14 protein-coding genes are annotated in these 13,967 nt (G+C 65.6%); 7 read left to right on the top strand and 7 right to left on the bottom strand.

What is annotated here, in order from left to right; all coding sequences use genetic code 11:
• Positions 1-47 precede the first annotated feature (47 nt).
• Positions 48-1,682 (bottom strand): ABC-F family ATP-binding cassette domain-containing protein, encoded by a 1,635-nt coding sequence (locus tag CH292_RS03525; protein WP_094654018.1) that lies wholly within the window; start codon positions 1,680-1,682, stop codon positions 48-50.
• Positions 1,683-1,840: 158 nt separating this feature from the next.
• Here CH292_RS03525 and CH292_RS03515 point away from each other — a divergent pair, with 158 nt between their 5' ends.
• The gene (locus CH292_RS03515) at positions 1,841-2,689 is read left to right on the top strand and encodes an aldo/keto reductase (RefSeq protein WP_094654000.1); all 849 of its coding nucleotides are present in this window, start codon (positions 1,841-1,843) and stop codon (positions 2,687-2,689) included.
• 78 nt (positions 2,690-2,767) lie between these two features.
• Positions 2,768-3,604, top strand: coding sequence for a uroporphyrinogen-III synthase (locus CH292_RS03510; protein WP_094653999.1), 837 nt, complete (start codon positions 2,768-2,770; stop codon positions 3,602-3,604).
• Between the two features lie 28 nt (positions 3,605-3,632).
• Here the strand turns inward: CH292_RS03510 and CH292_RS03505 are convergent, their stop codons facing one another.
• The 5 genes from CH292_RS03505 to CH292_RS03485 all read right to left on the bottom strand — a co-directional run bounded on the left by CH292_RS03505 (position 3,633) and on the right by CH292_RS03485 (position 8,566).
• A complete protein-coding gene (locus CH292_RS03505; protein ID WP_094626334.1) occupies positions 3,633-4,550 on the bottom strand; it encodes a VWA domain-containing protein in 918 nt (305 codons plus the stop codon).
• Positions 4,551-4,613: 63 nt separating this feature from the next.
• Positions 4,614-5,549 (bottom strand): MoxR family ATPase, encoded by a 936-nt coding sequence (locus CH292_RS03500; RefSeq protein WP_020111485.1) that lies wholly within the window; start codon positions 5,547-5,549, stop codon positions 4,614-4,616.
• Entirely contained in the window at positions 5,546-6,382 is an 837-nt protein-coding gene (locus tag CH292_RS03495; protein WP_037185029.1) for a mycofactocin-coupled SDR family oxidoreductase, read from the bottom strand. The genes CH292_RS03500 and CH292_RS03495 overlap by 4 nt, the downstream gene beginning before the upstream one ends.
• Positions 6,379-7,209 (bottom strand): mycofactocin-coupled SDR family oxidoreductase, encoded by an 831-nt coding sequence (locus tag CH292_RS03490; RefSeq protein ID WP_033190821.1) that lies wholly within the window; start codon positions 7,207-7,209, stop codon positions 6,379-6,381. Before CH292_RS03490 ends, CH292_RS03495 begins: the two co-directional genes overlap by 4 nt.
• Positions 7,210-7,486: 277 nt before the next feature.
• Positions 7,487-8,566, bottom strand: a complete 1,080-nt coding sequence (locus CH292_RS03485) for an NAD(P)-binding domain-containing protein (protein ID WP_037161605.1) — start codon at positions 8,564-8,566, stop codon at positions 7,487-7,489.
• Positions 8,567-8,622: 56 nt separating this feature from the next.
• Between CH292_RS03485 and CH292_RS03480 the strand changes: the two genes are divergently transcribed.
• The 4 genes from CH292_RS03480 (at position 8,623) to CH292_RS03465 (ending at position 12,220) form a co-directional block, all read left to right on the top strand.
• Positions 8,623-9,354, top strand: coding sequence for an enoyl-CoA hydratase (locus CH292_RS03480; protein WP_019664407.1), 732 nt, complete (start codon positions 8,623-8,625; stop codon positions 9,352-9,354).
• A gap of 7 nt (positions 9,355-9,361) precedes the next feature.
• The gene (locus CH292_RS03475) at positions 9,362-10,693 is read left to right on the top strand and encodes an ammonium transporter (RefSeq protein WP_019664408.1); all 1,332 of its coding nucleotides are present in this window, start codon (positions 9,362-9,364) and stop codon (positions 10,691-10,693) included.
• A 185-nt stretch (positions 10,694-10,878) separates the two neighbouring features.
• Positions 10,879-11,547: a hypothetical protein gene (locus CH292_RS03470; protein ID WP_019664409.1), complete on the top strand. Its 669-nt coding sequence runs from the start codon at positions 10,879-10,881 to the stop codon at positions 11,545-11,547.
• A 46-nt stretch (positions 11,548-11,593) separates the two neighbouring features.
• The gene (locus CH292_RS03465; protein WP_019664410.1) at positions 11,594-12,220 is read left to right on the top strand and encodes an FHA domain-containing protein; all 627 of its coding nucleotides are present in this window, start codon (positions 11,594-11,596) and stop codon (positions 12,218-12,220) included.
• Here CH292_RS03465 and CH292_RS03460 read toward each other — a convergent pair.
• On the bottom strand, positions 12,203-13,150 hold the full coding sequence (locus CH292_RS03460; protein WP_094653998.1) for an alpha/beta fold hydrolase: 948 nt from the start codon (positions 13,148-13,150) through the stop codon (positions 12,203-12,205). The two genes, CH292_RS03465 and CH292_RS03460, sit on opposite strands and share 18 nt — an antisense overlap.
• Positions 13,151-13,384: 234 nt before the next feature.
• On the opposite strand from CH292_RS03460, the gene shbA reads away from it, so the two are divergent.
• Entirely contained in the window at positions 13,385-13,957 is a 573-nt protein-coding gene (gene shbA / locus CH292_RS03455; RefSeq protein ID WP_019664412.1) for an RNA polymerase sigma factor ShbA, read from the top strand.
• Positions 13,958-13,967: the final 10 nt, after the last annotated feature.

Below are 13,967 nucleotides of genomic sequence, written 5' to 3'. Positions count from 1 at the left end.
GAACAAAGTGTTGTATAAACCCAACGATCTGTCAACCGTGGATAACGTCAGGCCTCGGTGAGTTGCCCCGACGTCATGGTCCACCGACGGGTCGCGCGGACGGTGCCCAGCATGCGGCGGTCGTGGGTGACCAGCAGGAGCGTGCCCTCGAAGTTCTCCATCGCCCGTTCCAACTGCTCGATGGCCGGAAGGTCCAAGTGGTTCGTCGGCTCGTCGAGCACCAGAAGGTTGACGCCGCGCGCCTGCAGCAGGGCCAAGGCAGCGCGGGTGCGTTCACCGGGGGACAGGGAGCCTGCAGGCCGGAGGGGATCGTCGCCGCGTAGGCCGAATTTCGCCAGGAGGGTCCGCACATCGGCGTCGGGCCAGTCGGGGACTGCTGCGCTCAGCGAGTCCGATACGGTCGCTGTCCCGGTGAACAGCCCACGAGCCTGATCGATTTCGCCGATCGCGACGCCGGAACCCAGGGACGCCGTCCCGTCGTCGGGAAAGAGTTTTCCGAGCAGAACGGACAGCAATGTGGTCTTGCCCGAGCCGTTCTCGCCCGTGATCAAGACTCTGTCACCGAATTCGATCTGCGTGGTGACGGGTCCGAACGTGAAACCTGTCCGACGGACGACAGCACCGCTCAGCACCGACACGACGGTCCCGCTTCGGGGTGCAGCTGCGATCTCCATGCGCAGCTCCCACTCCTTGCGGGGCTCTTCGACCACCTCGAGCCGTTCGATGCGCCGCTGCGTCTGACGGGCTTTCGCGGCCTGCTTCTCGGTGGACTCCGCCCGAGTCTTGCGGCTGATCTTGTCGTTGTCGGTCGCCTTGCGGCGTGCATTGCGGACACCGGATTCCATCCAGTTGCGCTGCATCTGCGCACGAGATTCGAGCGAGGCCTTGGTGTCGGCGAATTCGTCGTACTTCTCCCGCGCGTGCTGACGGGCGATCTCTCGCTCGGCGAGGTAGGACTCGTAACCCCCGTCGTACACGTCGATGCGGTGTTGCGCGCGATCCAACTCGACGATGCCGGTGACCGTCCTGGCCAGGAACTCACGGTCGTGGCTGACGACGACGATCGCCGCTCGCGTTTCGACCACGAACCGTTCCAACTGCTCGAGGCCGGCCAGGTCGAGGTCGTTGGTCGGCTCGTCGAGCAGCAGAATGTCGTACCTGGCCAGCAGGATGGCGGCGAGCCCTGCCCGGGCAGCCTGGCCACCGGACAGCGACGTCATGAGTGCGCTTCCGTCGACATCGAGACCGAGGTCGGCGAGCACCTTCGCCGTTCGCTCGGCGAGATCGGCGCCGCCGAGGGCAAGCCATCGCTCCAACGCGGGAGTGTAACGATCCTCACCGTCGTCGTCGCCGAGGGCTTCGGCTGCATCGTTCATCGCCTGCTCAGCGGCCGTGACGCCGGTTCGTCGTCCGACGAACTCCACGATGGTTTCATCGGCGATACGTTCGGGTTCCTGCGCGAGATATCCGACGGTGGCGTCGGGCGGGCTCGTATGGATCTCACCCTCGGAATCGGCGGTTCCGACGCCGGCCAGAAGCGTGAGCAACGTCGATTTACCTGCACCGTTGGCTCCGACGAGACCGATGACATCGCCTTCGGTCACGGTGAGATCGAGGCCGGAAAACAGCGTGCGGTCACCGTGGAAAGCAGCAAGGTCGTCGATACGGAGCGTGGCAGTCACGTGCATCAGTATTCCCCCTGCACACCCCGGTCATTCCGCAGGCTCCACTCCTGCACAACCCGGTCATTCCGCAGGCTCCACTCCTGCACAACCCGGTCATTCCGCAGGCTCCACTCCTGCCAGGGAACAGACTCGCACCGCCGACCGTTGGCCTTCGTATGACGTTTTCACCGCAGACAAGCACTGTCCCGACGATCACCCTCAACGACGGACATGCGATTCCGCAGCTCGGCTTCGGCGTGTGGCAGGTCCCGGACGACGGCGCGCACGACGCGGTAGCCGAGGCTCTGAAGGTCGGTTACCGCAGCATCGACACCGCCAAGGTCTACGAGAACGAGACCGGTACCGGTAAGGCGATCGCGGAGTCCGGCATCGCCCGCGACGAGCTGTTCGTCACCACCAAGCTGTGGAACGACGACCAGGGCTACGACTCCACGCTGAAGGCCTTCGACGCCAGTCTGGAGCGCCTCGGCCTCGAGTACCTGGACCTGTACCTCATTCATTGGCAGCAGCTGGACCGCGACAAGTACATCGATACGTTCAAGGCGTTCCAGAAGCTGAAGGCCGACGGACGGGTCGGTTCCATCGGCGTCTCGAACTTCACGATCCCGACACTGGAGAAGCTTGCCGACGCCGTGGGCGAGACTCCGTCGATCAACCAGATCGAGCTTCACCCGCGCCTCATCCAGGAGGAACTGCGGGCTTTCCACACCAAGCACGGCATCGCGACCGAGGCCTGGAGCCCGCTCGGCTCCGGCACGGTTCTCGAGGAGCCCGCCCTGAAGCCGATCGCCGACTCTCACAGCGTCACCCCGGCGCAGGTCATTCTGCGTTGGCACATCCAGCTCGGCAACGTCGTGATCCCCAAGTCGGTCACTCCCGAGCGCATCGCGAGCAACTTCGACGTGTTCGGCTTCGAGCTGTCGAACGACGAGATCCAGCAGATCAACGCACTCGACTCTGCTGACGGCCGTACCGGCCCGGATCCGGACAAGTTCTCGTCCTGATTTCTCTTCACTCACGCGCGGACGCAGACCTCAGGGTCTGCGTCCGCGCGTGTGTAGGTGGGCCGGCCCTCGGCGCTTATGCTGAGCGGCATGGCACCGCTGACGGGGAAAACGATCGCGCTGACGGCCGAGCGTCGGGCCGACGAGTTCGCGACTCTTCTCGAGCGCCGGGGCGCCCGGACCGTGCACGTTCCCGCGATTCACGTACTTCCCCTCGTCGACGATTCCGATCTGCGGGAGAAGACCGAAGGCATCATCGCGAATCCGCCGGAGCTGGTCGTCATCAGTACCGGTATCGGTTTCCGCGGTTGGCTCGACGCCGCGGGGACCTGGGATTCCCGCGATGCGCTGCTGAGCGCTCTGGGGAATTCCCGCATCATTGCGCGAGGACCCAAGGCGCGCGGCGCAATTCGCGGCGCCGGACTCCGCGAAGTCTGGTCCCCGGCCACCGAGGCGTCGCAGGAAGTAGCCGATCACCTCGAGTCCGAGGGGATCGCGGGCGTGGATGTCGCAGTGCAGCTTCACGGCACCATCACCGAATGGGAGCCGACGATTCATCTGAGCGACGCCCTCGAGCGGCTCGGCGCCGAGGTGCGCGCCATCCCTGTGTACCGCTGGATTCGCCCACTCGATCAACAGCCGCTGATCGACCTGCTCGCCAAGATCCTGAACCACGAGGTCGACGCCGTCACGTTCACCAGCGCACCGGCGGTCGCTTCGCTTCTGTCGACGGCCAAGGACAACGGACTGCTCGACGAGTTTCTCACCGCTCTGCGCGGTCCTGTCGCTGCGATCTGCGTCGGGCCGGTCACGTCGGCGCCGCTGGATGCTCTGGATGTTCCGACGCGTATGCCGGAACGGGCGAGGTTGGGTTCGCTGGCGAAGTACGTGGTCGACGTCCTCCGTTGTGAGTGAAAATGTAGGCCCTGGGCTACATTTCCACTCACGTGTCGAAGAGTGAGGTCAGAGCCGGGGCCACGTCCCGGTAGGTGCTGACCGTTCGAATCCGGCCGTGGCCGAGACGAGCGAGATCGCGGCCGAGTTCGACGTCGTTCTCACCGGACATGTCCAGCAGAACATCGAGCCTGGGGATCGTCGCGGCGACGTACCGCGGATCCGGTCCGGCGTTGTGTACGCAGTCCGAGAGCAACAACACCCGCTTGTCCGGCGCGGACACTCCGCGCAGCAGCGTCGCTGCGGTGTCCAGCGCGAACTGCACGTTCGTCAGTCCACGAGCCGGGATGCTCAGCACGGTGTCGAGAATCCCGAGCGGGGTCGTCGGATCGCCGAACCGGGCGAGCACGGCGGCGTCGGACCAGAATGCGACGACAGCCAGATCGTCCGCGTTCAGCTCACCCGCCACCGCACCCACCGTCGCCGCCGCGGTACGTACCCGTTCCCCCTTCATCGATCCCGAGATGTCGACGACGAGAACGATCGACCTCTTGGTGTGCAGCCGCTCGCGTACGACGATGTCGTCGTCCTCGGGATACGGGTTGGCTGCGAGCACGTCGATCGTCCGGTCCATGTCGAGTTCGTCGGAGCCGTCGCGGTATCGCAGCGACGTCAGTTCGCCGATTCCACGGCGAGCGCGGACGTCGCGTCGGGGGCGGCGAACTGCCAGGCGTGCAGCGATCTTTCGGGCTCTGGCCCGCGTCGCGGCATCGATGGTGGTGTTCTCGCTTGCCTCGAACAGCGAGATGATCTCGGCAGACTCGTCGGTGAAACCGGGTGCCGACGGATTGTTCTCACCGGCAGCGTGTCCAGGCCGACCGCGGCCGTCGGCGACGAGAACGACTCCACCGGCGCCCGGGCGATACAGGGACGGTGATTCGGTGAGCTGTTTCGGTTTGCGGCGCAACGGCGTCAGTGCCGAGGTTTTCGAACTCGGTCGACGGACGGGTGAATCCGCCGGTACTGCTCTTCAACCCGGAGCGGCGGCAGCCGGCTGAAGCAGGAAGTGGTCTTCCCATATCCGGTACAGGATCGTTTCCGGCGTGGCGTCGGCGGTATCGTCGACGTGGATACGCCCGGACAGGGCGACGTAGACGGCGTCGAGCATCACCTGTCGGTAGTCGTCGGGTAAGTCGCGCGGGGGTTCGATGTCGGTGACGTCGGGGACCGTCACCTCGCGCAACGACGCCAGTTGCCAGGCCACGAGCGTCAGATCGATCGCTCCTCGGACGCTGCTGCCCTGGGTGATGTCCTCGTGTTCACGAGTCGCCCGGGTGATGGCGACGGCGTCGGCGATCAGTCTGAGAGAGTCGGATTCGGTTCTCAGGGCTACGATTCCGCGCTCGGCCTCGGCGTCCTGGTATCCGATGGCCAAGCGGCACAACCGGTCGTGCACGCTGGTGGAGAGTCGAGTGGTGCCGACGTTGTCGTACGGGTTCATCGACGCCACCACGCGGAACGACGGCAGAGCGGACACCGTTCCGACGCGGGGGATGGTGATTCTGCGTTCGGCCATGGCCGTCAGCAGAGTGTTGAGCGTGTCCTCGGGCGCACGATTGAATTCCTCGACGTACAGGAAACCGCCGGTGCGCATGGCCTCGACCAGCGGGCCCGGTACGAAGTTGTCCTCACTGTAATCCTCCCGGAGTACCCGAGAAGGATTGTGATGCCCGACGATTCGAGCCGGCGTCAGGTCGGCGTTGCCTTCGACGAACAGCAGCGGGATGCCCCAGTCCGCCGTGATCGCACCGAGCAGTGTGGATTTGCTGGTGCCGGGCGGACCCTCGATCAGCAGATCGCGCCCGGCGGCCACGGCAGCCAGCAGCAGGTCGAGTTCACGATCCCGCCCGACGATGTGCGCCGCGATCCGGCGGCGCACATCGGTGATCGACGTCAGCAGCGTCATTTGATCGTGTATCCCGCATCGACGGGAATGGTTGCCCCCGTGATGTATCGGGCGGCATCCGAGACCAGGAAGGCGATGGCATTGGAGATGTCGATCGGTTCGACCCACGGGATGGGCAGTGTGTTGGTGGTCGCGAAGATCGGCTCGGCCTTCTCGCGGCTCGGGTTCGGGTCGTCGGGCGCGAACAGACCCCACGTCTTCGGGTTCTGAATCATCACGGTGTCCACACCGGTGGGATGAACGGTGTTGACGCGGATACTGTGCTGGCCGAACTCGTTCGCCAGCGTTCGCATAATGCCGACGACGCCGTGTTTGGTTGCGGTGTAGTGCACGGTGTTCGGGGTGCCCTTCAGACCTGCCGTCGAGCTGGTCAGGACGATCGATCCACCGCGTCCGCCGGCGACGATGTGGGGGAGCGCCGCCTTGCACGTGTTCCACACACCGGTGAGGTTGACGTCGATCATGGTGCGCCAGGCGTCGTCGGTGATGTCGAGCGCGGGTGAAATCTCGAAGACGCCGGCGTTGCCGAGGGCGATGTCGAGGCGTCCGAGCTCGGCAACCCCGTCGTCGACGGCCTTCTTCAGGCCCGCCGAGTCGCGGACGTCCACCTGGGTGGCGACGATGCGACGATCGAGTGCCTCCACCTGCTTCACGGTGTCATCCAGTTCGGCACGCGTTGCGCCAGGGTACATTTCGATGGTGTCGACGGGCCCGCAGATGTCGACGGCGATGATGTCCGCGCCTTCCTCGGCGAGCCGGAGTGCGTGGCTGCGGCCTTGGTTGCGGGCAGCTCCGGTGATGAAGGCGACCTTGCCTTCGAGTGTTCCGGTCATTTGATCACCGACCCGGCGTCGACGGGCAACTGGACTCCGGTGATGTAGCGAGCGTCGTCGGACACCAGGAAGGCGATGGCATTGGAGATGTCGACGGGTTCGACCCACTCGATCGGAAGTGCGTTGAGTGTCTTGAACGCGGCGCCCGCATCTTCCTTCGTGGGATTCGGGGTGTCCGGCAGGAAGAGGTTGTACGTCTCCGAGTTGTGGATCATGTCCGTGTTCACCGAGGTGGGGTGTACCGAGTTCACGCGAATGTCGAAGGGTGCCAGTTCGTTTGCGAATGTCTTGACCAGCCCGACTACTCCGTGTTTGGCAGCGACGTAGTGCGCCAGGTTGGCCAGGCCCTTGATCCCGGCGGTGGAGCTGGTCAACACGATCGCGCCCCCGTTCCCGCCGGCCTTGAGGTGCGGCACGGCGGCGCGGACGGTCTTGAACACGCCGGTGAGGTTGATCGCGATCATCTCGTCCCAGACGTCGTCCGTCAGGTCCTCGAGCGGCGCGAACGTGGCGATGCCTGCATTCGCGAGAACGATGTCGAGGCGACCGAGTTCGGCCACGCCGTCGTCGACGGCCTTGGTGACCTGGGCGGTGTCACGGACATCGGCTTTGGAGGCGACGATCCGTCGATCCAGAGCTTCGACCTGGCGGACCGTCTCGGCGAGGTCCTCCTCGGTGGCGAGCGGATACCCGACGGAGCCGACCTGCTCGCAGATGTCGATCGCGATGATGTCGGCACCTTCCTGGGCCAGTTTCAGCGCGTGGCTTCTGCCTTGGCCGCGTGCGGCTCCGGTGATGAATGCAACTTTCCCGTCGAGCTTTCCCATGTGCGAACTTCCTTGTTCGTGTGCGGTGAAAACCTGTGCGAGCGCGGAACGTTCACGCACCGAGGCGGTACGTTCCGCGGCAGGACGCCCAAGATGGAGGGCATGCAAAGAAACCTATCCGACACTCAGTGCAGAAGTGGGCGATTTGCTTGAATTTTCTACGTGTAACCGACGGTTTCGGGTAAGAACCGGATCCGGAACATCACTACCGATCTCGAATTCGCACTTGTGCAGATCGAATCGGCAGAATCACCTGCACAAGTGCGAACTCGGCGAGCTATCTGCTGCCGAGGGTGTCGAGGAGTTCGGTCACTGCGGCGCGGCCGGCGCGGTTGGCGCCGATGGTGCTGGCGGAGGGACCGTAGCCGAGGAGGTGGACGCGGTGGTCGGAGGCGACGCGGGTGGCGAGGCGTCCGTCCATGACGATGCCGCCGCCGTGGCCCCGGAGCCGCAGGGGTGCGAGGTGGTCGAGTGCACTGCGGAATCCGGTGGCCCAGAGGATGACGTCGGCGTCGAGGAAGGAACCGTCGGCCCAGCGCACTCCGCCCGGTTCGATGGTGCTGAACATCGGTAGCCGGTGCAGGGCACCTCGGTCGCGTGCGGCCTTCAGTCGGTCGGTCAGCAGCAGCCCGGTGACGGAGACGACGGATCCCGGTGGCAGCCCGGCGCGGACGCGTTCTTCGACCATGGCGACGGCGGCGCGTCCGGCGTCGGGTCCGAAGTCGTTGTTGCGGAACTCGGGTTCGCGCCGTGTCACCCAGGTCGTGGAGGTGACGAGGGAGATCTCGTCGAGCAGTTGGACAGCGGAGATGCCGCCGCCGACGATCACGACGTGCTTGCCGGCGAACTCGTCGGCTGTGCGGTAGTCCTTGGTGTGGAGTTGGCGTCCGGTGAACGTCTCGGCGCCGGGGTACCTCGGGACGAACGGTTTTTCCCAGGTTCCGGTTGCGTTGATCAGCCCGCGAGCCGAGAGCACGATGTCCTCCGACTCGACTCGGAAACGGGGTTCGCGGTCGCAGACCACGGTGACGGTGACCGGTCGTCGAACCTGCAGGTCGAACTTCTTCTCGTAGACGTCGTAGTAGCGCGGGACGGCCTCGGCGGCGATCACTCCGTCCGGGTTCTGGTCGGTCAGCACCTCGGCGAACTCCATGCCCGGCAGGTCGTGGACTCGGTTGACGGTGCTGAGGGTCAGCGACGGCCACCGGTACTGCCACGCGCCTCCGGCGGCGGGAGACCTGTCGAGCATGACGAATCCTTCGCCGGCCACCAGCCCGGCTCGGCGGAGGTGGTAGCCCGCGGACAGGCCTGCCTGGCCGGCCCCGATGACGGCGACATCTGTTTCGATCACGTTCACCAGTACATCAGCCCGCAGTAGTCGCTCACATCTACCGATGGGTAACGTCTGATCTCATGATCGGACAGACTCGTGACGGAGATGTCGTCACCCTCGAGCTCCAGCGCCCCGAGCGCCGCAACGCTTTGAACACCCAGCTGTGCGTGGCACTGCGGGAGGGGATCGAGAAGGCCGTCGCCGACGATGCCCGCGTCATCGTCGTCACCGGCCAGGGAACCAGCTTCTGCGCGGGTGCGGACCTGGACGGCGACGACTTCGCCAAGGAGTTCCCCGAGGCTCTCGAATCGCTGCTCAGGGCGGTCGACGGTGCACCTGTTCCTGTCATCGCGGCGATCAACGGACCGGCCGTGGGTGCGGGAACGCAGCTCGCGATCGCGAGTGATCTGCGCGTGGTGGCGGACGGTGCGTTCTTCGAGATCCCGTCGACGAGGCTCGGCATCGCCGTCAACAACTGGACGATCAAGCGGCTGGCGTCCCTCGCCGGTGGCAGCGTCGCCCGGACGATCCTGATGGGCGGCGAGCGGCTCGACGCCGACCGCGCCTACACCAGCGGTCTCGCGAACAAGCGCGGCGACCTCGCGGTGGCGATGGAGTGGGCGTCGGCGATCACCGAACTCGCGCCGCTGGCGCTGAAGCACCTCAAACTCGTCTTCAACGACGACGGCACGCACGACGAGCCGACGCGGGAACAGTGGGACGCGTTCGGTGCCGCGTGGACGAGCGAGGACATGAAGGAAGCGCGGCGCGCGCGCACCGAGAAGCGCAAGCCGAAGTTCCAGGGTCGTTGAGGGGCCGGTGACACTCGGCGCACCCGACACGGGTGACACTGCCTGGCTGCTCGTCTGCACCGCGATGGTGCTGCTGATGACGCCGGGGCTTGCGTTCTTCTACGGCGGCATGGTGCGCGCCAAGAGTGTGCTGAACATGATGATGATGAGCCTGTCGGCCATCGCCGTCGTGTGGCTGCTGTGGTTGCTGTTCGGGTTCGGAATGGTGTTCGGTGACGGTGTGCTGGGCGGCTGGATCGGCAATCCGCTGCAGTTCGTCGGGCTCGGTGATCTGCTGGGCGGAACGTATTCCGGTGACGCCGTGTCGATTCCGCTCGTCGGGACCGTCCCCGGCTTGGTGTTCGCGGCGTTTCAGGCGGGGTTCGCAATGGTCACGGTCGCGCTCATCTCCGGCGCCGTCGCGGACAGGATGCGGTTCGTGCCATGGGTTCTGTTCGCAGGACTGTGGGCGACGCTCGTGTACTTCCCGGTGGCGCACTGGGTGTTCTCTCTCGACGGACTGGTCGCCGAGACCGGCGGGTGGATTTCGAATGCTTTGGGAGCGGTCGACTTCGCGGGTGGCACCGCCGTCGAGATCAACGCGGGAATGGCGGGTCTGGTTCTCGCGCTCGTCGTCGGCAACCGTCGGGGATGGCCGCGAGAAGCGATGCGCCCGCACAATCTTCCCGCCGTCATGCTCGGTGCGGGGTTGCTGTGGTTCGGGTGGTTCGGCTTCAACGCAGGATCGGCGCTGGCGGCCGACGGTGTTGCCGCCGTCGCGTTGGTGAACACCCTCGGGGCAGGCGCGATGTCGATGGCGGCGTGGCTCGTCGTCGAGAAGATCCGCGACGGCAAGGCCACCTCCTTCGGTGCTGCCTCGGGGGTCGTCGCGGGACTCGTGGCGATCACGCCGTCCTGTACGGCGGTGACGCCGATCGGTGCTGCGGGCATCGGCATCGCAGCGGGAGCATTGTGTGCGCTGGCCATCGGCCTGAAGTACCGCTTCGGTTACGACGATTCGCTCGATGTCGTCGGTGTGCACCTCGTCGGAGGAATCGTCGGCACTCTGATGATCGGATTGCTGGCGAGCGCCGACATGCCGGCGGGCGTCGACGGCCTGTTCTACGGCGGCGGACTGCATCAGCTGTGGGTTCAGTTCGTTGCGGTCGTCGCCGTGATGGCCTACACCGGCGTCGTGACCGCCCTGATCGCACTCGGAATCAAAGCCGTCATGGGTGTGCGTGCGGACGCCCAACACGAAGCCGACGGGTTGGACGAACACGAGCACGCGGAGTCGGCGTACGACTTCGCCGTCGGTCACGGTGGGTCCAACGGGCCGGGCTTGTTCGGCAAGAAATAGGATGGCGATTACCGGTTCTTGAATCTACGAAATCCTTTCTGTCCCTTCGGGGTAGAACTGATTCACTGTTAACGCTATGGACGTGCCCCGTCTCTCTGTCGTCCAGTATGCGGACTCGCTCCGCGCCGTAGTTTTGCGCCGCACCCAGAAGGGGTGTGTGAAGCAGACACCGGAAGACGGGGAACATGAAGATCGGTAGATTCGCAGCAACGTCGGCATTGGTCATCGCCGCAATGACGACCGCAATGGGGACGTCCTACGCGGACCCGGCGCCCGCTCCCGCGCCCGTGGGGTGGAACGTCACCGCACAGGGTGACCAGGTGCTCGTCGACACCTCCGCAGGCACACTGAGCAATGAGAACAATCACCTGGTCGTCCGCGACGCAGGCGGAGCCCTCGTCGATTCGGTTCCGCTGTCCATCGCGTTCGAGGGGCTCGCGCACCCCGTTGCCGCGGAGATCGACGGCAACCATGCAGTGCTCACCGCCGACGTGTCGCCCGCGGCCGCGACGCCGGTGTCGACGCAGATTCCCGGCCTGCAGCAGGTCGACCTTCCCGCTGCAGTCGCAGGCGTCAAGGACAACCTGAGCCTGTCGGCATCCGTCGGCGGATTCCTGGGTGCAGCAACGGGACTCGTCGGTGGCTGCCTGCTCGGCGCAGTCGCGGTCGGCGTCGTGTCCGCACCCGCAGCTCTGCTCTTCGGCGCAGGACCACTCGCGGGCTGCATCGGCGGCGCACTGCTGCTCGGTTCCACGGCATCGCTCGCCGGAACGGCCATCGGCGGTCTGTCCGCACTCGCCAGCAACGCGGGACCGTTCATCACCCTGCTGAACGCACCGCCCGTCAAGAAGTAGCTTCTGCGTCTTGCTCCGGCCTGCCGGGCCGGAGCAGGATGTAGCGGTGAATCCTGGGGAGCAGGACGGTGCGCGCCTTCGATACGACGCCGACGACGGAACACGTCGGGACGTCGCGCTGTCGCCGGAGCTCGGCAGGCTGACGCTCGGGCGGTCCGTACAGGCGGACGTGTCCTTCCCCGACGACCACGAGGTCTCGCGCCTGCACGCGACGGTCGAATGGATGGGCGGCCACTGGACCATCGTCGACGACGGGCTCTCCCGCAACGGCACCTTCGTCGGCGGAGACCGGCTGACCGGGCGGCGCCGGCTGCGGCACGGCGACACCATCCGCATCGGCACGTCGCTGCTGACCTTCCACGACTTCTCCGGCGTCGGAGACGAGGCCACGCGCATCGCATCCGACATGCCGAGTACGCGGTCACTCACCGAGACGCAGCGAGCTGTCCTCGTCGCACTGTGCAGGCCGTACAAGCACAACGCGACCTTCGCCAACCCGTCGTCCAATCAGCAGATCGCGTCGGAGATCTTCCTCAGCGTCGACGCCGTCAAGACGCATCTGCGGGTGCTGTTCGCCAAGTTCGGAGTCGAGGACCTTCCGCAGAATCAGAAGCGTGTCAGGCTGGCCGAACGCGCCATGCACAGCGGGGTCATCTCACAACGCGACCTCTAGGACGCGCCTCGCCCCATCGTGACGCGAGGCGGGGTCGGCTTGGGCGACGAGCGTGGCCACCGCGTCGGCGACCTCACCGGCACGTTCCAGGATGACCATGTGCCCGGCCTTCTCCACGGTCACCATCCGCGCCGCGGGCAGGAAGTCGGCGATGACGCGGGAGTGGCGTATCGGCGTCATCAGATCGTCGGAGCCGCACAGGACCAGCGTCGGGACCACGGCGAGAGCCGGCAGGTTCTCCGATTCGTCGAATTCGTGCAGCGATCCGAGGAATCCCGCCATGGTCACCACCGAGGTGTCGTTCAACATCGCCGACGCCAAGGCGACCACCCGCGGGCTGACGCGTCGCGATCCGCAGCCCGCCGCCCGCACGATGGGCGCGCAGATTCCCCTGCTCAGGCGCTTCGACGCGGCCATGACGCTCGGTGCGCGTCGGACAGCGGTGCGGAACATCGACACGACGGGGTGAGCGAGACAGGCGCCGAGTCCTTCCTCGGCGATGCCGTTCGCGGCGGACGCGATCAATCCGACGCCGACGAGGCGGCTGCCCAGCTCGCCGAGGTGCTGGCGAGCGTAGGACATGGCGGTCATCCCGCCCATCGAGTGCCCGATCACGACGTATCGGCCGGTGGGGACCAATGCCCTGACCACGGCACCGAGGTCGCGTCCGAGCTGCTCGATCGTGTACGTCGACGCGTCGGCGGTCGCCGACGAGCCGTGTCCGCGGTGGTCGTAGAACACCATCCGCACCTCGTCGCCCCAGGCCTGCCGCAGCTGGTCCCGGACGTCGAACCAGGATTCCTTCGCCAGGCAGTGGCCGTGCACGAACACCACGGTGAGCGGCGCATCGCGGCGACCGGTCTCGAACAGCGAGAGCGCAGTGCCGTCGTCAGTCACGACGGTGCTTCGTCCGTAGGTTCGCTCGCTCATGCTGATCTCCGTTTCCGGCCGCTGTGTAGGGCTATTCGCCGACGCGTGACTTGCTGTTACGCCCTGATTCATCGTGCGTTTCTTCGCGCGGCAACGCAGGAACCCGAAGAGGTGAGCGTCGGGCACCGCAGGGGTGGGCTCACCTCACCCTGGGGTGGGTATCGACCAAGCCGAATCCGCCGCAGGATCGAACTACACACAAGGTGCTTCGGTAAGTCAGGGAGGACTTCGGCGATGACGAACGACATCGTGGACATGCTCGACACGCGGGTTCCGCTTGCAGTCGGCGGCGATCGACGAGCTCTCGAGGACGTCATTGCGCTGGTCAGGCCCAGGCTCGCTCGTTACTGTGCAACACGTTTGGGCAATCTGGACGTGGCGGCAGACGACGTGGTGCAGGATGTGTGTCTGGCGTTGGTGACGGCTATTCCCAAATACCGAGACATGGGTAAGCCGTTCATGGCCTTCGTCTACGGCATCGCTGCGCACAAGTTGGCCGATGCCGGTCGCAAAGCCACTCTCCGGCGGTCGTATTCGCTGGAATCGGTGGTGGACGAGCCGTCCACCGACGACACACCGGAAGAGCATGCCATCGAGGGCGAATTCCGAAGCGAAGCAATGGCGTTGATGGCAACCCTGCCTCCTCGCCACCGCAAGATCATCCTGATGCGGGTGGTGTGGGGCATGACCGCACCGCAAACCGGTCGAGCGCTCGGGATGAGCGCCGGTGCAGTACGTGTCGCCCAGCATCGAGCGATGAACCAACTGCGAGCGGAAATGGCGAACTTCGTACTGCTCAGTGCGTGAAGGTCCGCAC

The sequence above is a fragment of the Rhodococcus sp. 14-2470-1a genome, assembly GCF_002259425.1.
Lineage (GTDB): Bacteria > Actinomycetota > Actinomycetes > Mycobacteriales > Mycobacteriaceae > Rhodococcoides > Rhodococcoides fascians_E.
The sequence above is the reverse complement of the archived record's forward strand: the minus strand, read 5'-3'. Positions and strand labels throughout refer to the sequence as shown.